Annotated in this window: 20 protein-coding genes; 14 read left to right on the forward strand and 6 right to left on the reverse strand. The window is 73.9% G+C overall.

The genetic code is table 11. The features are described 5' to 3' along the window. Nucleotides 1-70: 70 nt before the first annotated feature. The 7 genes from Ae717Ps2_RS06075 to Ae717Ps2_RS06105 all read left to right on the forward strand — a co-directional run bounded on the left by Ae717Ps2_RS06075 (nt 71) and on the right by Ae717Ps2_RS06105 (nt 6,515). Nucleotides 71-841 carry a ribonuclease HII gene (locus Ae717Ps2_RS06075; RefSeq protein WP_083696300.1) on the forward strand — a complete coding sequence of 257 codons (771 nt, stop codon included), beginning with the start codon at nt 71-73 and terminating at the stop codon, nt 839-841. Next, on the forward strand, nt 838-1,161 hold the full coding sequence (locus Ae717Ps2_RS06080; RefSeq protein ID WP_020627284.1) for a DUF2469 domain-containing protein: 324 nt from the start codon (nt 838-840) through the stop codon (nt 1,159-1,161). Before Ae717Ps2_RS06075 ends, Ae717Ps2_RS06080 begins: the two co-directional genes overlap by 4 nt. Before the next feature lie 134 nt (nt 1,162-1,295). Further along, the gene (locus Ae717Ps2_RS06085) at nt 1,296-1,658 is read left to right on the forward strand and encodes a YraN family protein (RefSeq protein WP_020627283.1); all 363 of its coding nucleotides are present in this window, start codon (nt 1,296-1,298) and stop codon (nt 1,656-1,658) included. Further along, nucleotides 1,658-3,172 (forward strand): YifB family Mg chelatase-like AAA ATPase, encoded by a 1,515-nt coding sequence (locus Ae717Ps2_RS06090; protein ID WP_075333123.1) that lies wholly within the window; start codon nt 1,658-1,660, stop codon nt 3,170-3,172. Before Ae717Ps2_RS06085 ends, Ae717Ps2_RS06090 begins: the two co-directional genes overlap by 1 nt. Further along, nucleotides 3,169-4,380 carry a DNA-processing protein DprA gene (locus Ae717Ps2_RS06095; protein WP_233147466.1) on the forward strand — a complete coding sequence of 404 codons (1,212 nt, stop codon included), beginning with the start codon at nt 3,169-3,171 and terminating at the stop codon, nt 4,378-4,380. Before Ae717Ps2_RS06090 ends, Ae717Ps2_RS06095 begins: the two co-directional genes overlap by 4 nt. Nucleotides 4,381-4,411: 31 nt before the next feature. Beyond that, on the forward strand, nt 4,412-5,497 hold the full coding sequence (locus Ae717Ps2_RS06100) for a tyrosine-type recombinase/integrase (protein ID WP_083702278.1): 1,086 nt from the start codon (nt 4,412-4,414) through the stop codon (nt 5,495-5,497). Next, complete coding sequence (locus tag Ae717Ps2_RS06105; protein ID WP_083695702.1) at nt 5,472-6,515, forward strand: FliA/WhiG family RNA polymerase sigma factor; 1,044 nt, start codon at nt 5,472-5,474, stop codon at nt 6,513-6,515. Before Ae717Ps2_RS06100 ends, Ae717Ps2_RS06105 begins: the two co-directional genes overlap by 26 nt. On the opposite strand, the gene Ae717Ps2_RS06110 is transcribed toward Ae717Ps2_RS06105, so the two are convergent. Beyond that, nucleotides 6,472-7,260 carry a M23 family metallopeptidase gene (locus Ae717Ps2_RS06110; protein WP_233147467.1) on the reverse strand — a complete coding sequence of 263 codons (789 nt, stop codon included), beginning with the start codon at nt 7,258-7,260 and terminating at the stop codon, nt 6,472-6,474. The two genes, Ae717Ps2_RS06105 and Ae717Ps2_RS06110, sit on opposite strands and share 44 nt — an antisense overlap. 373 nt (nt 7,261-7,633) lie before the next feature. Between Ae717Ps2_RS06110 and rpsB the strand changes: the two genes are divergently transcribed. The 5 genes from rpsB (at nt 7,634) to Ae717Ps2_RS06135 (ending at nt 11,754) form a co-directional block, all read left to right on the forward strand. Then, nucleotides 7,634-8,497, forward strand: a complete 864-nt coding sequence (gene rpsB, locus Ae717Ps2_RS06115; RefSeq protein WP_060711374.1) for a 30S ribosomal protein S2 — start codon at nt 7,634-7,636, stop codon at nt 8,495-8,497. Nucleotides 8,498-8,589: 92 nt separating this feature from the next. Continuing rightward, entirely contained in the window at nt 8,590-9,405 is an 816-nt protein-coding gene (gene tsf / locus Ae717Ps2_RS06120; protein WP_020622048.1) for a translation elongation factor Ts, read from the forward strand. A gap of 101 nt (nt 9,406-9,506) precedes the next feature. After that, nucleotides 9,507-10,064 (forward strand): ribosome recycling factor, encoded by a 558-nt coding sequence (gene frr / locus Ae717Ps2_RS06125; RefSeq protein ID WP_020622047.1) that lies wholly within the window; start codon nt 9,507-9,509, stop codon nt 10,062-10,064. Nucleotides 10,065-10,069: 5 nt separating this feature from the next. Continuing rightward, nucleotides 10,070-11,005 (forward strand): phosphatidate cytidylyltransferase, encoded by a 936-nt coding sequence (locus tag Ae717Ps2_RS06130; RefSeq protein WP_020622046.1) that lies wholly within the window; start codon nt 10,070-10,072, stop codon nt 11,003-11,005. Next, nucleotides 11,002-11,754: a class I SAM-dependent methyltransferase gene (locus Ae717Ps2_RS06135; RefSeq protein WP_083702279.1), complete on the forward strand. Its 753-nt coding sequence runs from the start codon at nt 11,002-11,004 to the stop codon at nt 11,752-11,754. The genes Ae717Ps2_RS06130 and Ae717Ps2_RS06135 overlap by 4 nt, the downstream gene beginning before the upstream one ends. Before the next feature lie 21 nt (nt 11,755-11,775). Here Ae717Ps2_RS06135 and Ae717Ps2_RS06140 read toward each other — a convergent pair whose 3' ends face one another. Further along, entirely contained in the window at nt 11,776-12,261 is a 486-nt protein-coding gene (locus tag Ae717Ps2_RS06140; protein ID WP_075333124.1) for a Rieske (2Fe-2S) protein, read from the reverse strand. 172 nt (nt 12,262-12,433) lie between these two features. Here Ae717Ps2_RS06140 and Ae717Ps2_RS06145 point away from each other — a divergent pair, with 172 nt between their 5' ends. After that, nucleotides 12,434-13,012, forward strand: a complete 579-nt coding sequence (locus Ae717Ps2_RS06145; RefSeq protein ID WP_020622044.1) for a hypothetical protein — start codon at nt 12,434-12,436, stop codon at nt 13,010-13,012. Between the two features lie 32 nt (nt 13,013-13,044). Continuing rightward, on the forward strand, nt 13,045-14,154 hold the full coding sequence (gene rlmN, locus Ae717Ps2_RS06150) for a 23S rRNA (adenine(2503)-C(2))-methyltransferase RlmN (RefSeq protein ID WP_075333125.1): 1,110 nt from the start codon (nt 13,045-13,047) through the stop codon (nt 14,152-14,154). A gap of 89 nt (nt 14,155-14,243) precedes the next feature. Here the strand turns inward: rlmN and Ae717Ps2_RS06155 are convergent, their stop codons facing one another. The 4 genes from Ae717Ps2_RS06155 to Ae717Ps2_RS06170 are packed head-to-tail and all read right to left on the reverse strand — an operon-like array spanning nt 14,244 to nt 18,594. Next, on the reverse strand, nt 14,244-15,368 hold the full coding sequence (locus Ae717Ps2_RS06155) for an ABC transporter ATP-binding protein (protein ID WP_075307587.1): 1,125 nt from the start codon (nt 15,366-15,368) through the stop codon (nt 14,244-14,246). Between the two features lie 30 nt (nt 15,369-15,398). Beyond that, the gene (locus Ae717Ps2_RS06160) at nt 15,399-16,262 is read right to left on the reverse strand and encodes a carbohydrate ABC transporter permease (protein WP_020622041.1); all 864 of its coding nucleotides are present in this window, start codon (nt 16,260-16,262) and stop codon (nt 15,399-15,401) included. Next, the gene (locus Ae717Ps2_RS06165) at nt 16,262-17,200 is read right to left on the reverse strand and encodes a carbohydrate ABC transporter permease (RefSeq protein WP_020622040.1); all 939 of its coding nucleotides are present in this window, start codon (nt 17,198-17,200) and stop codon (nt 16,262-16,264) included. Before Ae717Ps2_RS06165 ends, Ae717Ps2_RS06160 begins: the two co-directional genes overlap by 1 nt. Continuing rightward, entirely contained in the window at nt 17,197-18,594 is a 1,398-nt protein-coding gene (locus tag Ae717Ps2_RS06170) for a sugar ABC transporter substrate-binding protein (protein ID WP_075333126.1), read from the reverse strand. The genes Ae717Ps2_RS06165 and Ae717Ps2_RS06170 overlap by 4 nt, the downstream gene beginning before the upstream one ends. Nucleotides 18,595-18,623 lie beyond the last annotated feature (29 nt).

The following is an 18,623-nucleotide window of genomic DNA, read 5'->3' on the forward strand; positions in this document are numbered from 1 at the left end:
GCCCACCCGCGCCCGTCCCGCCGGACGGCCGCGTGCCCGCCGACGCCCCGTACGGGTCCTGCCCGACGGGCTGCGTCCGCCGCGTGCCGTCGTCCGCGACGGCGGCACCTGGACCCTGCAGACGGTCCTGCAGCGCCACGGGCTCGGCCCGGTCGCCGGCGTCGACGAGGCCGGTCGCGGTGCCAGCGCCGGACCGCTGGTCGTCGCCGCGGCGGTGCTGCGGCCCGCGGACGCGAAGGCCCTCGACGGGCTGACCGACTCGAAGCTGCTGACCCCGGCCGCCCGTGACCACTGGTACGACCGCATCCGGGCCCGGGCGCTGGACCACGCCGTCGTCGTGATCCCGGCGGCGGAGGTCGACCGCCGCGGGGTGCACGTGGCCAACATCGAGGGCATGCGTCGCGCGGTGGCCGCGCTGACCGCGGTCACGCCCGGCTACGTCCTGACCGACGGCTTCCCGGTCCGCGGCTTCGGCAGCCCGGCCCTCGCGGTGCCGAAGGGCGACCGGGTGGCGGCCTGCATCGCGGCGGCGTCGGTGCTGGCCAAGGTGACCCGGGACCGCATCATGACCGCACTCGACGCCGAGCACGACCGCTACGGCTTCGCGGTGCACAAGGGCTACAACACCCCGGACCACGAGGCCGCGCTGCGCGCACACGGGCCCTGTCCGGAGCACCGGTTCTCCTTCGCGAACGTCGCCGCGGTGGCCGGGCGCGAGGCCCCGGCGGGGCTGGTCCACAATGGGGCGCTCCCCGAGCAGGAACCCGACCCCGGAGACCCGGGGGACACGGTCGGGGCGTGGGAGCCGTTGGAGATCGTCACAGGAGGAGCGGGCCGGTGAGCGCCGAGGATCTCGAGAAGTACGAGACCGAGATGGAGCTCACGCTCTACAAGGAGTACCGCGACATCGTCGCCCAGTTCTCCTACGTCGTGGAGACGGAGCGCCGGTTCTACCTGGCCAACTCCGTCGACGTCGCCCCGCGCAACGCCGACGGCGAGGTCTACTTCGAGGTGCGCATGTCCGACGCGTGGGTGTGGGACATGTACCGCCCGGCGCGGTTCGTCAAGAACGTGCGGGTCGTGACGTTCAAGGACGTCAACATCGAGGAGCTCGACACCCCGGACCTGCGGCTCCCCGACGACGACCAGTTCCCGGGCTGAGCGGGTAGCAGACCCCACCGACGGTTCCACCGTCCCGGCCGCGCGGCCGACGGTGCCCGTCCACAACCGGCGGATCCGTCCACAGCCGGCCGATCCACCCCCGCGACGGGCCCACCCGGCCCGATCGTGGACCCATGGCAGCGAAGGACGAGCTCGGGCGCCGCGGTGAGGACACCGCCGCCGAGTACCTCGAACGGGCACACGGGATGGTCGTGCTCAGCCGCAACTGGCGGTGCACGCACGGCGAGATCGACATCGTCGCGGTCGACCCGCAGCAACGGCTGGTGTTCTGCGAGGTCAAGACCCGTTCCGGTCTCCGCTACGGCGAACCCGCCGAGGCGGTGACCCCCCGCAAGACACGCCGGATCCGGATGCTGGCCAAGGCGTTCATGGCCGCCCACCGGGTCAGCTGGGTCGAGATCAGGTTCGACGTCGTGGCGGTCCTGATCCGACCCGGCCGGCCGGTCACCCTCACCCACTACCCGGCGGCGTTCTGATGCGGCCCCCGGCACGCATCTGGTCGGTCGCGCTGCACGGCGTCGACGGCGTCCCCGTCGAGATCGAGGCGGTCATCGGCGGCGGGATGCCCGGCGTGCACCTCGTCGGCCTGCCCGACGCCGCGCTCAACGAGTCCAAGGACCGGGTGCGGTCCGCGATCGTGCACTCCGGCCGCACCTGGCCCAACGAGCGGATCGTGCTCGCCCTCTCCCCGGCGACACTGCGCAAGACCGGCAGCCGCTTCGATCTCGCACTGGCGCTCGGCGTCCTGGTCGCCGCGGACGCGGTGCCGCCCGACCGGCTGCGCGGCACCGTGCTGCTCGGCGAGCTCGCTCTCGACGGCAGGCTGCGCCCGGTGCGCGGCGTGCTGCCCTGCCTGCTCGCCGCGCGGGACGCCGGGATGATCCGCGCCGTCGTGCCCCGCGCCACGCTCGCGGAGGCCGCGCTGGTCGACGGCATCGAGGCGTTCGGCGCCGACAGCCTCGGCGACGTCCTGGACTGGGCGACGGGCAACCGGCTGCTGCACCGGCACGACGGCGGACCGGAGGAGGCCCCGGCCGCCGTGGCCCCCGAGCTGGCCGACGTGCTCGGCCAGCACGACGCCCGGCGCGCCCTGGAGATCGCCGCCGCCGGCGGGCACCACCTGCTGATGGTCGGCCCGCCCGGCACCGGCAAGACGATGCTCGCCCAGCGGGTGGTGGGGCTGCTGCCCGAGCTCGACCGCTCCGAGGCGCTGCAGCTCGCCGCGATCCGCTCGGTGGCCGGGCGGCTCGGCGACACCGGGGCGCTCAGCACGTGCGCGCCGTTCGTCGCGCCGCACCACTCGGCGTCGACCGCGGCGCTGCTCGGCGGGGGAAGCGGCGTCGCCCGGCCCGGCGCGGTGTCGCTGGCCCACCGCGGGGTGCTGTTCCTCGACGAGTGCCCGCACTGGCCCGCCTCGGTCCTCGACGGGCTGCGCACCCCGCTGGAGGAGGGCGAGGTCCGGCTGTCCCGCGCCGACGGCACCGTGCGCTATCCGGCCCGTTTCCAGCTCGTCCTCGCAGCGAACCCGTGCCCGTGCGCCCCGCCGATCGACCGTGACTGCACCTGCCGCCCCGACGTCCGCCGCCGCTACCTGTCCCGGCTGTCCGGTCCGCTGCTCGACCGGGTCGACCTGCGGGTGGCGATGGAGCCGGTGACCGCGCTGCGGGTGACCGAGCAGCGGGGCGAGGACACCGCGACCGTCCGCCGCCGGGTGCTCGACGCGCGTGCCGCCGCCGTCGCGCGGTGGTCGGAGCACGGGTGGCGGTGCAACGCCGAGGTGCCCGGCCCCGCCCTGCGGACCCGCTTCCCGCTGCCCGCCCGCGTGATCGCACCGCTGGAGGCCCGGTTGCGCGCCGGTGACCTCAGCGCCCGCGGCGCGGACCGCGCGCTACGGGTCGCGTGGACGCTCAGCGACCTCGCCGGGGCCGACCGGCCCGACCGCGGTCTGGTCGACGCGGCGCTGTACTTCCGCGAGCGGGGTGCCGCGTGAGCGCCCCGGGCCCGGCCGCCGGCACGGGCACCGACATCGCCCGGGGCACCGACATCGGCCGGGGCGTCGGCAGGGTGCCCGAGGAGGTCCTGCGCGCCCGCGCCTACCTGATGCGCTGCGTCGAACCCCCGAACCGGCACCTCGTCGCGCTGGTCGACCGGTACGGGCCGGTCGAGGCGGCCGACCGGCTGCGCCGCGGCGCGGTCCCCGACGAGCTGCTGCGCGCCGCCGCGGCCCGGCGGGGCACCGACCGGTCCGAGGCCGACCTGGAGGAGGCCGCCCACGCCGGGGCCCGCCTGCTCGTGCCGGAGGACCCGGGGTGGCCGTCGTGGCCGTTCCGGTCGTTCGCCGAGGCCCCGCGGGCCGACCTCGCGCCCCCGATCGCGCTGTGGGCCCGCGGGCCGGGGGAGATCGCGACGCTCGCCGACCGGTCGGTCACCGTCGTCGGCTCGCGCGCCGCGACCCCGTACGGGTTGGGCGTGGCCGCGGACTTCTCCGCGACCCTGGCCCGGCGCGGCGTCGCGGTCCTGTCCGGCGCCGCGTTCGGCATCGACGCGGCCGCGCACCGGGGGGCCCTCGCCGTCGACGGTGCGACGGTCGCGGTCCTGGCCTGTGGCCCGGACCGGGTCTACCCGGCCGCGCACACCGGTCTCCTGGAACGGATCGCCGCGACCGGTCTGGTGCTCACCGAGTACCCGCCCGGCACGATCCCCGGGCGGCTGCGGTTCCTGGTCCGCAACCGGCTGCTGGCCGCACTCGGTGTCGGGACCCTCGTCGTCGAGGCCGGGGCGCGCAGCGGGACGAAACGGACCGCCGCCGACGCGACCGCGCTCGGGCGCCCGCTGATGGCGGTGCCGGGCCCGGTCACGTCGGGGATGTCGGTCGGCTGCCACGAGCTGGTTCGCTCGCACCAGGCGGGCCTCGTCGGGCGGCCCGAGGACGTCCTGGAGGTCGTCGGCCGGCTGGGCGTGGACCTCGCCTTGCCGCCGCAGGGGGAGTCCCGCCCGACCGACGGGCTCGACCCGCGGGTGCTCGCGGTCCACGACGCGCTGCCCGCCCGGGCCGCGTGGCCGCCGGGACGGATCGGCGAGGCCGCGGGCGTCGGCCCCGACGAGCTGCGCGCGGCGCTGACCGAGCTGGAGGACCGTGGGCTCGCCGAGTACCACCAGGGGCTGTGGCAGCGCCCGGCACGCCGGGCGGGTCCTTGACCGGCGGCCCTCAGCAGCGGACCGTCCGGTCATGGCGCGCACAGAGTCCACCGGTCCCGCGGCGCCCTCCGGTCCCGCGGCGTCCTCCGATCCCGCAGCCGAGCCGGGCCCCGGCGCGGTCGCGCGTCCCGACGACCGGACCCGGACCGAGGCCGACGGCCCGCCCGCGGACCGGGCGGGCGCTCGTGCTGCAGGCGACCGGACCGCCACCGGTGACGGGCTCGCCCCGGACGTCGCCGCCGCGCTCGAGGAGTTCACCGGGCACCTTCGCCTCGAGCGGAACCGCTCGCCGCACACCGTCCGCGGTTACCGCTCGGACCTCACCGACCTGCTCCGTGGTCTCCCCGGCCTCGGCGCGCTCGACCTGGACCACCTGCGTCGGCGGCTCGGCGCGACGCACGCCGCCGGCGCCGGGCGGGCCACCGTCGCGCGGCGCACCGCCGCGGCCCGTACGTTCTGCGCCTGGGCGGTGCGCACCGGGCGGCTCGACCACGACCCGGCGGCCCGCCTCGGGTCACCGCGCGCGGGCACCGTCCTCCCGGAGGTACCCGCCGCGGCGGAGACCGCGGCGGTGCTGGACGCGGTGACCTCGGGCGCGGCGGAGGACGCCCCGGAGGCCCTGCGCGACCTGCTGGTCCTCGAACTGCTCTACGCGACCGGGATCCGGGTCGCCGAGCTGTGCGGACTCGACGTCGGTGCGATCGACGAGTCCGCCCGTACGTTGCGGGTCCGGGGCAAGGGCGACCGGGAACGGACCGTGGTGTTCGGGGTCCCCGCCGCGCGCGCCCTGCGCCGCTGGCTCGACCACGGCCGACCGGCGCTGGCGACCCCGTCGTCGCCGCCGGCACTGCTGCTGGGCGTGCGGGGCGGGCGGCTCGACCCGCGCGTCGCGCGGACCGTCGTGCACCGCGCGATCCGGGCGGTACCGGGCGTCCCCGACGTCGGGCCGCACGGTCTGCGGCACGCCGCGGCGACGCATCTGCTCGAGGGCGGAGCCGACCTTCGTTACGTACAGGAGTTACTCGGTCACGCTACGCTGTCGACCACGCAGCTCTACACGCACGTGACCGTCGACCGGTTGAAGGTGGTTCATGACCAGGCGCACCCTCGGGCGTGAGGTGTCCCCGACGACACCGCGCCGGCCCGACGCGTTCCCCGCCGCCCTGGCCACGGCCCTCGACCGGGTCGCCGCGGGGGCCGACACACCCCGCGCGGCCGTCCTCGGACCGGTCCCCGACCCACCCGGGTCCCCGCGTCGCGGTCCCCTCGAGGCCACCTCGGGGCAACCGTCGGCGGACGTGGCCCCGGGGTGCATCGCGCTGGTCCCGTCGACGGGCGGGTCGCCCCGCGACACGCCCGACGGCGTCCGAGGTCACCTGAACGAGACCGTCGAGCCGGCGGTCGTGCCGCTGTGGCGCGAGTTCCTCGCCACCCGCGCCCCCGCCGCTCGGCGACGCCTGGTCGAGCACCACGCCCCGCTGGTGCGCGGCGTGGGCACGAAGCTGGCGGTACGGCTGCCGTCGTCGATCGAGCTGGCCGACCTGCTCCAGTCCGGGACGTTCGGCCTGATGGAGGCCGTCGACCGGTTCGACCCCGCCCGCAGGATCCGCTTCGAGGCCTATGCGGCCCAGCGCGTCCGGGGCGCCATGCTCGACGAGCTGCGCGCCCAGGACTGGGTGCCCCGCACCGTGCGGGCGCGCAGCCGCGAGGTCGAGCGGGCCCGCGAGGCGGTGCAGCTCCGGGCCGGGCGCCCCGCGACCGACGGGGAGCTCGCCGCGGAGCTGGGCGTCGCGGTGCGCGAGCTCCGTCAGGCCCGGCGGCCGATGTACCTGGTCAGCGCCGAGGACCTCGGTGCGGGCGGTTCCGCGGGCTCGCCGCTGTCCACGCTCGCGGCCGACGACTCGGTGGACCCGGTGACCGCGGCGGTCCGGCGGGAGACCGGGGCGGAGCTGCGTGCCGCGATCGGTCTGCTGGGGGAGCGGGACCGGCTGGTCCTGCACCTCTACTACGTCGAGAACCGGACACTGGCCGAGATCGGCGGGATCCTCGGGGTCACCGAGTCCCGGGTCTGCCAGCTCCATGCCCGGACGATCACCCGCCTGCGGGCCTCGTTGGAGCCGGCGCTGGCGGGCTGACCTCCGCCGGAGCGTCCTCCGTGGGCTCGGGTGCCCCCTCCCAGGGCAGCAGCCGCACCCGGGGAGGGCGCAGCAGTACCAGCGGATCGAGGTGGTCGAGCCGCTCCCGTCGCACGCCCCAGTGCAGGCAGGCCGCGACCGGGCATCCGGTGTGCCCGGGTTCCAGCGTCCCCACCGGGTCGCCCCCGGCGAGCCGCGCCCCGGCCACGACGCCGGCGGTCACCGGCTCGTAGGTGCTCCGCAACCCGTCGGGGTGGTCGACCGAGACGACGCCGCGCCCGGCGATCCGGCCGGCGAAGACGACGACCCCCTCCCGCGCGACGAGCACCGCCTGTCCGGGGGAACCTGCCAGGTCGGCGCCGCGGTGCCCGCGGCCGTAGCGGAACGCGGGCTTGCGGAACACCGCCGTGACCGCCGGGGGCGGGAGCAGGGGCCACGCGTAGTCCGCCCCCGGTGCCGGGATCCCCGCCCCGGGTGGCCGCGGCGGTGCGGGCGCGGGGCCGACCCCGTCCGGGGGGCCGCCCGGAGCGGGTTCGACGGGCGCGGGGTCGACGGACGCGGGCGCCGCGGACGCAGGTGCGGCGACCGCCGCCCCCGGCGGCACGAGCGCGACACCGATCACCACCACGGCGAGCAGCACCGCCCCCGCCCGCAGCCCGGCCCGCCATCCCGGCGGGCGGGACACGGGGCGCGGGCTCCGGGGCAGGTCGTCGAGCGGGGGAACGGACGGGACGGGCAGAGGCACCCGTCCAGCCTGCGGCGGCGACCGCTCGTCGCCGGGGTGGACCGCCGTCCTGTGGACGTACCGGCCGGTTGTGGACAGCCGCCGTCGGAACCGGGCTCCGCCGCGATCGGCCCGGAGGCCCCGGCGTACACTGGATCCCGCACCACGTCCGTCGTGGTGACTTCGCGCGCCCGCTCGCCCGTCGCGCCGTTCCCCAGGGTACGGCGTCGGGAGCGGAGGCCGGGCGGTCCTGCGATCCCGACGTCACGCTCACGTGTGGCCAGGGGGAGCGGGTCCGGCTCCGCCGCGGGCGCCAGGGTGGTCCACCGACCGGTGGGCCCACGAACCGCCTGCGCGGCACCCGCCGCGCCCGACCGAGAGGTGAACGCAGGCCATGGCCGTCGTCACCATGAAGCAGCTGCTCGACAGCGGCGTGCACTTCGGGCACCAGACCCGTCGCTGGAACCCGAAGATGAAGCGCTACATCCTCACCGAGCGCAACGGCATCTACATCATCGACCTCCAGCAGACGCTGTCGTACATCGACCGCGCCTACGAGTTCGTGCGCGAGACCGTCGCGCACGGCGGGACGATCATGTTCGTCGGCACCAAGAAGCAGGCCCAGGAGGTCATCGCCGAGGAGGCGGCCCGGGTCAACATGCCGTACGTCAACCAGCGCTGGCTGGGTGGCATGCTCACGAACTTCCAGACCGTGCACCGTCGCCTGCAGCGCCTCAAGGAGCTCGAGGCGATGGAGCAGAACGGTGGCTTCGAGGGCCGCTCGAAGCGCGAGATCCTCACGCTGACCCGTGAGAAGGACAAGCTCGAGAAGACCCTCGGCGGTATTCGCGACATGTCCAAGGTCCCGTCCGCCGTCTGGATCGTGGACACCAAGAAGGAGCACATCGCCGTCGGCGAGGCCCGGAAGCTCAAGATCCCGGTCGTCTCCATCCTGGACACGAACTGCGACCCGGACGAGGTCGACTTCCCGATCCCGGGCAACGACGACGCGATCCGCTCGGCCGCGCTGCTGACCAAGGTCATCGCCAAGGCCGCCGCCGACGGTCTGGTCTCCCGTGGCCAGCGCCGTGGCGAGGGTGGCGAGGCCGCCGCCGAGCAGCCGCTCGCCGAGTGGGAGCAGGACGTCCTGGCGGGCAACGAGGTCGGCTCCGACGGTGCCAGCCTCTCCGCCGCCGGTGGCGACGGTGCGGCCGCTGCGACCGCCCCGGCGTCGACCAGCAACGGCACCCAGAACTGAGTACGCGCACCGGGCGGGCCCGCTTCCGTGGGCCCGCCCGGTGCGACCCGGTGACCCATTCCCGTCACGACCCAGAGGACGAGAGACACCCGATGGCGAACTACACCGCCGCCGACGTCAAGCGGCTCCGTGAGCTCACCGGCTCCGGGATGATGGACTGCAAGAAGGCGCTCGAGGAGTCCGAGGGCGACTTCGACAAGGCCGTCGAGCTCCTCCGCATCAAGGGCGCGAAGGACGTGGGCAAGCGCGCCGAGCGCGCCACCGCCAACGGCCTGGTCGTCGCCGACGGCGGCACCCTGGTCGAGCTGGACTGCGAGACCGACTTCGTCGCCAAGTCCGACGACTTCATCGCGCTGGCCGAGAAGATCCTGGCCGCCGCGGTCGCCGAGAAGCCGGCCGACCTCGACGCGCTGCGCGAGACCAAGCTCGACGACGGCACCGTGGGCGAGGCCGTGCAGGCCCTGTCCGCCCGCATCGGCGAGAAGTTCGAGCTGAAGCGCTACGCCCGGGTCGACGGCCAGGCCGCCGTCTACCTGCACAAGCGCGCCACCGACCTGCCCCCGCAGATCGGCGTCCTGCTCGCCTACGAGGGCGACGACGCCGAGGCCGCCCGCGGTCTCGCGATGCAGGTCGCGGCGGCCCGGCCGGAGTACCTGACCCGTGAGCAGGTCCCCGCCGAGATCGTCGAGAACGAGAAGAAGATCGCGGAGGCGACCGCCCGCGAGGAGGGCAAGCCCGAGCAGGTCCTGCCCCGCATCGTCGAGGGCCGGGTCAACGGCTACTACAAGGACGTCGTGCTCCTGGAGCAGGCCTCCGTGGTCGACCCGAAGAAGTCGGTCAAGGCCGTCGCCGACGAGGCGGGTCTGACCATCAACGACTTCGTCCGTTTCGAGGTCGGCCAGAACTGATCCTCCCCGCCCCCGCCCGGGTGGTGCTCCGCGCACCGCCCGGGCGGCGGGTGAGAGGATCGTGACCGCCAGCGAGTACGACCAGGCCGGGGGATGCAACCGTGATCGAGGAAACCCTCTTCGACGTCGAGGAGAAGATGGAGAAGGCCGTCACGGTCGCCCGTGACGATCTGGCGTCGGTGCGTACCGGCCGGGCCACTCCGAACATGTTCTCCAGGATCGTCGTGGACTACTACGGCGCGTGGACCCCGCTGAACCAGCTCGCCTCGGTGTCGATCCCCGAGGCGCGGATGGCGGTCATCAAGCCCTACGACGCCAGCCAGCTCAAGCAGCTCGAGAAGGCGATCGCCGACTCGGACCTCGGCGTCAACCCGTCGAACGACGGGCAGATCATCCGCGTGATCATCCCGCAGCTCTCCGAGGAGCGGCGCCGGGACATGGTCAAGGTCGCCCGGGGCAAGGGTGAGGACGCGCGCGTCGTGCTCCGTGGCCTGCGCCGCAAGGCGATGGACGAGCTGCACCGCATCCAGCGTGACGGCGAGGCCGGCGAGGACGAGGTCGCCCGCGCCGAGAAGGAACTGCAGGGCGTCACGGACCGCTACGTCGCGCAGATCGACGAGCTGGTCAAGAACAAGGAATCCGAGCTCCTCGAGGTCTGAGCCCGGTGCCCTCCTCCTCCGACGCCGCCGTCCCCGTGACCTCCGACCTCCCCGGTGACGGGCCCGCCGGCGTGTCGGCGACCCCGGACGTGCCGAAGCCCGTCCGGGGACAGAAGGGGTACAAGCGGTCCCGGCTGGGTCGCAACCTCGTCGCGGCGATCGCGGTCGGCGTCGGGCTCGGCGTCGTCATCCTGCTGAGCCTGCTGATCCATCGTCAGGGCTTCGTCCTGGTGCTCGCCTGCGTCACCGCGGTCGGGACCTGGGAGCTCGCGGGTGCGCTGCGCCGGGGCGCCGACATCCGCGTGTCGTTGCCGGTGCTGCTGGTCGGCGGTCAGGCCGTCGTCTGGTTGTCCTGGCCGTTCGGCCTGCACGGCGCCGCGATCGCCCTCACCGCCACGGTGCTGGGCTGCCTGCTGTGGCGGATGCGGAGCGGGGCGGCGCACTTCGTGCGCGACATCAGCGCCTCGCTGTTCGTCGCCGTCTATGTGCCGCTGCTGGTGGCCTTCGCCGTGCAGCTGACCGTCGCCCCGGACGGCGTGGGCCGGGTCCTGACCTTCCTGCTCTGCGTGGTCGCCTCCGACGTCGGCGGGTACGCCGCGGGCGTCGTCGCGGGCCGGCACCCGATGGCCCCCACGATCAGCCCGAAGAAGTCCTGGGAGGGCTTCGCGGGCTCGCTGATCGCCGGCATGGCAGTGGGCTCGCTCTGCATGGGGCTGCTGCTCGACGCGCCCTGGTACTGGGGACCGCTGGTCGGCGCGCTGCTCGTCGCGACGGCCACCCTGGGCGACCTCGTCGAGTCGCTGGTGAAGCGCGACATCGGGGTCAAGGACATGGGCAACCTGCTGCCCGGGCACGGCGGTCTGATGGACCGTCTGGACTCGCTGCTGCCGGCCGCGTTCGTCGCCTGGGCGATCCTCGGGATCGTCGTCCCGATCGCGTGAGGCGCACCTACCAGGGGTTCGGCGGACAGCCGAAGCCCGGCCCGGCCATCCCCAGCCCGAACATCTGGAACCGGCCCGAGGTCTACGAGACCGAGAACCGCGCCCAGGACGCCGACGGCGAGCTCTGGGCGGCGCTGTGGGCCGAGACCGGGGGCTGGGCGGGCGCCGACGTCGTCGACGTCGGCTGCGGCGACGGCTTCCACCTGCCGCGCTTCGCCGAACGGGCCGCCACCGTCACCGGTGTCGAGCCGCACCCGCCGCTGGTCGAACGGGCACGTCGGCGCGTCGCCGACGACCCCCGCATCACCCTGCACACCGCGGGCGCCGAGCGGCTCCCGTTGCCGGACGCGAGTGCCGACCTGGTCCACGCCCGCACCGCCTACTTCTTCGGGCCGGGCTGCGAGCCGGGGCTCGCCGAGGCCGAGCGGGTGCTCCGCCCGGGCGGGGTGCTCGCCGTCGTCGACCTGGACTTCACGGCGCGGCCCTATGGGACGTGGCTGCGCGCGGACCTGCCGCGCTACGACGCGCCCGCGGTCGACCGGTTCTTCGCCGCCCACGGCTTCGCGCTGCGCCGGGTCACCTCGACCTGGCGGTTCGACTCCCGCGCGGACCTGGAGGAGGTCCTGCGCATCGAGTTCTCCCCGCGCACCGCGCGCCGGGCGATCGACGACGTCGCCGACCGCACCGTGCGCGTGGGCTACCGGCTCCACACCCGGCGCCGCGCGGACGGCCTCGTGCTGCCGTCCTGAGCCGCGGCGCCGGGAGCGGGCTCAGGACAGGGTGATCGACCCGTCCGCGACGGTGACCTGCCGCGGGTCGAGCGGCCGCTGGGCCGGTCCGTCGAGGACGGCGCCGTCGAGGGAGAAACGGCTGTTGTGGCACGGGCAGACGATCTGCCCGTCGGTGATCTGGCTGACGGCGCAGCCCTGGTGCGGGCAGACCGCGGACAGCCCGGTGAACGTCCCCTGCTGCAGCTGGGTGACGACGACCTGGGCGTCGGTGAAGATCGCGCCGCCGCCGACCGGTACCGCGGACGCCGGGCCGAGGACGGTGCCGGGGGAGCCCTGCGGGGCGTCCCCGCTCTGGGCCTGACCACCGTTGTCGGTGGTGGTGGAACCGCTGCCGCCACCGCAGGCGGCGACCGCGCCGATCGCGGCCACGCCGGCGCCGGCGATCATCGCGCGGCGACCGAGGGCGGGACCTCCGGCGCGCGGGGCGGGCTCGGGGTCGGTGGAGGACGTCGTGGGGAGGGTCATGGCTCTCCTGGGGGAGGCCGGGCGGGGCCCGGCGGTGTGGTGGTGGCGGCCCGGGGGTTCGGGGACCCGGGCACGTGACGAGCCTCCCATGATGTCCGGTTCGAGGGAGGACGGGTGTGTCGTTCCGCCACACCCGCGCCGTGTCCCGGGGCGCTCTCGCTACCGTGGGTGCATGCCGTACACGATGCGCCAGCCGTCGCTGGGCGTTCCCGTGCCGAGTCTGGAGATCGTCCTGGGCCTGCTCGCCTGGGCGGTCGGCGCGGGTGGCCTCGGGAACGGGTTCGCCACCGTCCTCGTCGCGCTCGGGATCTTCCTGACCGCGTACCTGTGGATCGTGCGCCGGCGCAACGCCGCGATGGCGGTGACCCTGCACCCCGAGCGCAAGCGCCGGATGCAGCGGCTGATCGTGATCGGCGTCGCGGGGATCGTGCTGCTGCCGTTGCTGCTGTCCCTGGTCGGCTACGGCGAGCTGTCCACCCCCCTGTCCGCCGCGCTCGTCGGGGTGCTGCTGATCCAGGCGTCCACCGTGCTGGAGGAGCGCAGCCTCGTCGCGACCGGCGGCCTGGTCCTGCTCATCGCCGCGTTCGGCGCCTTCCTGGCCCTGACCTACCAGGGGCAGGGGACCGGGTCCGCGGTGCCGGTGACCGGTCTCTGCGCCGGGATCGTGCTGTGGGTCGCGGCCGCGCGCAGGCTCGGGATCCTGGAGGACCTGTCCCGGCGCTTCAACGTGCGGATCCCCGGGATCCGCTGACCCGCGACCGGGCTGGCACACTGGGGGGTGCCATGTCCAGCCTCCCGCTCGTCTTCGACGCACCCCGCCGCGGTACTCCGCCCCGCCACCTCGCCGACCTCGACCCGGCCGACCGTGCCGCCGTCGAGCAGGAGCTCGGCGTACCGCGGTTCCGCCTCGACCAGTTGGCCCGCCACTGGTTCGGTCGTCTCACCGACGACCTCGACGCCATGAGCGACCTCGGCGGTGACGTCCGGGAGAAGCTGCGTCCGCTGCTCCCGCCGCTGGTCACGCCGTTGACCGAGAAGGCGTGCGACGGCGGCGCCACCCGCAAGACGCTGTGGCGCGGCCACGACGGCGTGCTCGCCGAGAGTGTCCTGATGCGCTACCCGGACCGGGCGACGGTCTGCATCTCCAGCCAGGCGGGCTGCGGGATGGCGTGCCCGTTCTGCGCGACCGGCCAGGGCGGTCTGCAGCGCAACCTGTCGACCGCCGAGATCGTCGACCAGGTCCGCCGCGCCGCGGCCCAGGCGCGCGACGGGGTGCTGGACGAGCCGACCCGGTTGTCGAACGTCGTGTTCATGGGGATGGGCGAGCCGCTCGCCAACTACAAGCGGGTCGTCGCCGCCGTCCGCCGGATCACCGAGCCCGCCCCGGACGGGCTGGGCATCTCCGCCCGCGGGGTCACCGTGTCCACCGTCGGGCTGGTCCCGGCGATCGACCGGCTCCGCGAGGAGGGCATCCCGGTCACCCTGGCGATCTCGCTGCACTGCCCGGACGACGAGCTGCGCGACACCCTCGTCCCGGTCAACAACCGGTGGAAGGTCGCCGAGGTCCTCGACGCGGGCCGCCGCTACGCCACCACGACCGGCCGCCGCGTCTCCATCGAGTACGCGCTGATCCGTGACGTGAACGACCAGCCGTGGCGCGCCGACATGCTGGGGAAGGTCCTGCGGCAGCACATCGGGACCTCGAGGGTGCACGTCAACCTGATCCCGCTGAACCCGACGCCGGGCAGCGAGTGGGACGCCTCGCCCAAGCCCGTCGAGGAGGAGTTCGTGCGCCGGGTCCGCGCGGCCGGCGTCGCCTGCACCGTCCGCGACACCCGCGGCCAGGAGATCGACGCGGCCTGCGGCCAGCTCGCCGCCTCGCACCCGGGCTGACCCGCCCGGCGGCCCCTCGTGCCGCTCGCCGCGTCGCATCCGGGCCGGTCTCCGCCCGGCGGCCCCCTCGCGCCGCCGGGCAGAGCCGCTCAGAGCCGGTCGCCGGTCTCCGGGTGGAACAGGTGCAGCCCCTCGGTCGAGGGCGTCAGCGCCACCCGGTCCCCGCGCCGTGCGCCGGTGCGTCCCGCGGTCCGCACGACGACGGCGTCGTCACGCGAACCGGTCAGCGAGGCCGTCGCCGACAGGTCACCGGCGACCTCGGCGAGGGTGCCGTAGAGGTAGGCGTCCGATCCCAGCTCCTCGACGACGTCGACCCGGGCCGGGATGCCCTCGCCGCCGTCGGGGGAGACCGTCCACTGCTCGGGACGGATGCCGAGGGTCACCTCGGTGAGCCGCTGCGCCCCGATCGTCGACCGGGCGTCCTGGGGCAGGGCGATCTCCCGCCCGGCCAGGGTCACCCCGCGCTCGGTCACCCGCGCGGTGAACAGGTTCATCGCCGGCGAGCCGATGAACCCGGCGACGAACGCGTTCTGCGGCCGGTCGTACAGGTCGGCCGGGGTGGCGAACTGCTGCAGCTTGCCGTCGGCCAGCAGCGCGACGCGGTCGCCCATCGTCATGGCCTCGACCTGGTCGTGGGTGACGTAGACGGTGGTGACGCCCAGCCGCCGCTGCAGCGCGGCGATCTCGGTGCGGGTCTGCACCCGCATCTTCGCGTCGAGGTTCGACAGCGGCTCGTCCATCAGGAAGACCCGCGGCTCGCGCACGATCGCCCGGCCCATCGCGACGCGCTGGCGCTGGCCGCCGGACAGCGCGCGCGGCTTGCGGTCGAGGTAGTCGGTCAGGCCGAGGATCTCGGCGGCCTCCTTGACCTTGACCGCACGCTCGGCCTTGTCGATCCCGGCCATCTTGAGCGGGAACGCCATGTTCTCCCCGACGGTCTTGTTCGGGTAGAGCGCGTAGTTCTGGAACACCATGGCGATGTCGCGGTCGCGCGAGGGCACCCCGACCATGTTCTCGCCGTCGATCCGGATCGAGCCGCCGTCGATCTCCTCGAGGCCCGCGAGCATCCGCAGCGCCGTCGACTTGCCCGATCCGGACGGCCCGACGAGCACGACGAACTCGCCGTCCTCGATCGTCAGGTCCAGCCGGTCGACGGCAGGCTTCGCCCCGGGGGTGTAGATCCGAGATGCCTGGTCGAACACCACGTCAGCCACGGCGGGCTCCCATCCTGTTCACGAACACGATCACTTGACGGCCCCGAAGGACAGGCCCTGGACCAGCTTGTTCTGGGCGATCCAGCCGGCGATGACCACCGGCAGCGCGGCCACGGTCGCCGCGGCGCACAGGCTGGCGAAGTAGAGGCCCTCGGAGGTGATGAACCCGACGAGGTACACGGGCACGGTCGCGGCCCGGGAGGCGGTGAGGTTCACCGCGAAGAAGAACTCGTTCCAGGCGAAGATCATGCAGATCAGCGCCGTGGCGGCCATGCCGGGCGAGATGATCGGCAGCACGACCTCGCGGAGCGAGCGCCACAGCGACGCGCCGTCCATGCTCGCGGCCTCCAGGAGCTCCTTGGGGACCTCCAGGAAGAACGACCGCATCATCCACACCGCGATCGGCAGGTTCATCGCCGTGTAGAGCACGACGAGCGTCCAGATGTTGTCCAGCGCGCCCAGGTAGTTCACGACGACGTAGATCGGCACGATCGCGGCGACGACCGGCAGCATCTTGGTCGAGATGAAGAAGAACAGCACGTCCTGGGTCTTCTTCACGGGCCGCAGCGACAGCGCGAACGCGGCCGGGGTGCCCAGCAGGAGCACCAGGACCGTCGAGGCGACCGTCGCGAACAGCGAGTTGAGCAGGTAGGGCCCGACGCCGCCGCCGAACACCTCGGCGAAGTTGTCGAAGGTGGGTGCGAAGAACACCGTCGGCGGGATCGTGACGGCCTGCGCCTCGGTCTTGAAGGCGGTCATCACCATCCACAGCACCGGGAAGAAGAACCCGAGCCCGACGATCCAGGCCAGGACGCCCAACAGCGGCCCGGCCCCGCGCGGGGCCTTCCGCGGCGTCGTCGCGGGGGTGGAGGTCCGTTCGGCGACTGCGGTCATCACGCCTCCTCGGCGGCGGAGAAGCTGCGGAAGATCAGACGCAGCGCCAGGGTTGCCACGATGATCGTCGCCACCACGGTGACCACGCCCATCGCGGCGGACTCACCGATGTCGAAGCCCAGGAACGCCCGCTGGTAGATGTAGAACGGCAGGTTCGCCGACGCCGTACCCGGACCGCCCTGGGTCATCATGTAGATCGTGTCGAACGTGTTGACCAGGTAGATCGCGCCGAGCACGACACCCAGCTCGATGAACCGCTGCAGGTGCGGCAGCGTCACCTCGCGGAACACCGCGAACCCGGTCGCCCCGTCCATCCGGGCGGCCTCGAGGACCTCCTGCGGCTGCGAGCCGAGCCCGGCGAGGATCAGCAGCATCATGAACGGCGTCCACTGCCACACCAGCGCGATGATCACCGCGGCCCGCGGGAAGGTGGACACCCAGTCGGTCTGCCCGGCGCCGAACGGCGAGAGCAGGAAGTTCACCAGGCCGTAGGTGGGGTCGAACAGGACCGACTTCCACAGCAGGGCACCGGCGACCGGGGTGATCAGGAACGGCGTGATGATCAGCGTCCGGACGATGCCGCGGCCCAGGAACGCACGGTTGAGCAGCAGCGCGATCAGCAGCCCGAGGACCATCGCGATGGCCACCGACCCCAGGGTCAGCAGGATCGAGTTCAGCGCGACCCCGCGGAACTGCGAGTCGGTGAACACCGTCGCGTAGTTCTCCAGCCCGACGAAGCGCTGGCTGCCGGGGCGTACCAGGTTCCAGGACTGCAGCGAGTACCAGATCGTCACCAGGAACGGCAGCTGCGTGATGATGATCGTGAAGATCAGCGCGGGCAGCAGCGGGGCCCGGCGGATCCAGCCGTCGCGGCGCTGTGCTGCCGGCGAGGTCTGCCGTTCCGGTGCCGCCTGCGGTGGTGCCTCTGTGGTCGTCACCGGTCGCCCCCGCTCTGCTGGTAGGACTCGCCGACGGTCTCGGCGTAGCTCTGGGCCTCGTCGAGGGCCTCGTCGGCGGTCTGCTGTCCGGCGATCGCCGCGGAGATCTGCTGGCTGACCCGGGTCCCCAGGTCCTGGAACTCGGGGATCCCGACGAACTGCAGCCCGGTGTACGGGACGGGGTCGCGCGTCGGCCGGTCCTGGTCGGCGGCGTTGATCGCGGCAATGGTCTGCGGCGCGTAGGCCTTCGACGCCGCGACGTACTCGGGGATCCGGTAGGTCGACTGGCGGGCGCCGGGCGGGACGGAGGTCCAGCCGAGGTCCTCGCCGACCATCTCCTGGTACGGCTTGGACGTCATCCAGGACAGGAACTTCCAGGTCGCGTCGACCTGCTCGGGGCCCTTCTCCGCGGTGGTGCGGGGGATGGCCAGCGCCCACGAGTACAGCCAGCCCGAGGACAGGCCGTCGACGCCGGTCGGCGCCGGCGCGTAGCCGACCTTCCTGGCGACGTTGGACTGGGCCGGGTCCTCCAGCAGGCCCGCGGCGACGGTGGCGTCGAACCACATCGCCGTGTTGCCCTGGCTGAACTGGTTGCCGCACTCGGAGAACCCGGAGCCCGCCGCACCGGCCTGGCCGTCGCGACGGAGGAGATCGACGTAGAAGTTGACCGCCTTGCGCACCTCGGGCGAGGTCAGCTGTGCGTTCCAGTCCTGGTCGAACCAGCGACCACCGTAGGAGTTGATCATCGCGTCGACCGGGGCCATGACCTCGCCCCACCCGGGCTTGCCGCGCAGGCAGATGCCGCCACGGCCCTGCTGGCGGTCGGTGAGGCGGTCGGCGAACTGCGCCACCTGGTCCCAGGTCGGCTTCGCGGGCATGGTCAGCCCGGCCTGGGCGAAGAGGTCCTTGCGGTACATCAGGAACGCGGACTCGCCGTAGAACGGCACCGAGTACATGTGCCCGTCGGGGCCGGACAGGGCGCCGCGGATCGTCGGGATGAAGTCGTCGCGGTCGTAGCCGGGGGTGGCGTCCATCAGCGGGTCGAGGTCGACCAGCCAGCCGTTGCGGGCCCACTGGGGGGTCTCGTAGTTCGAGATCATCACGGCGTCGAACTCGTCGCCGCCGGTGGCGACCGACTCGGTGATCTTCGCGCGGGCCTCGTTCTCCGACAGGCTGACGAAGCGCACGGTGATGCCGGGGTTCTCGGCCTCGAACCGCGGGCTGAGCTCGATCGCGTCCTCCATCTGGGGGTTCGACACGATCGCGATCGTCACGATCCGCGTACCTTCGGGCAGGCCGAACGTGCCGGCACCGGCGCAGCCGGTGAGGGCGAGGCCGATGACCGCCAGTAGCGCGGTGAGAACGGCGGGACGCGACCTGGTTCTCGGGCGCACGGGCACTCTCCTCGTCGAGGGCTCCGACG

Origin of the sequence: Pseudonocardia sp. Ae717_Ps2, assembly GCF_001932475.1 — a bacterium.
GTDB lineage: Bacteria > Actinomycetota > Actinomycetes > Mycobacteriales > Pseudonocardiaceae > Pseudonocardia.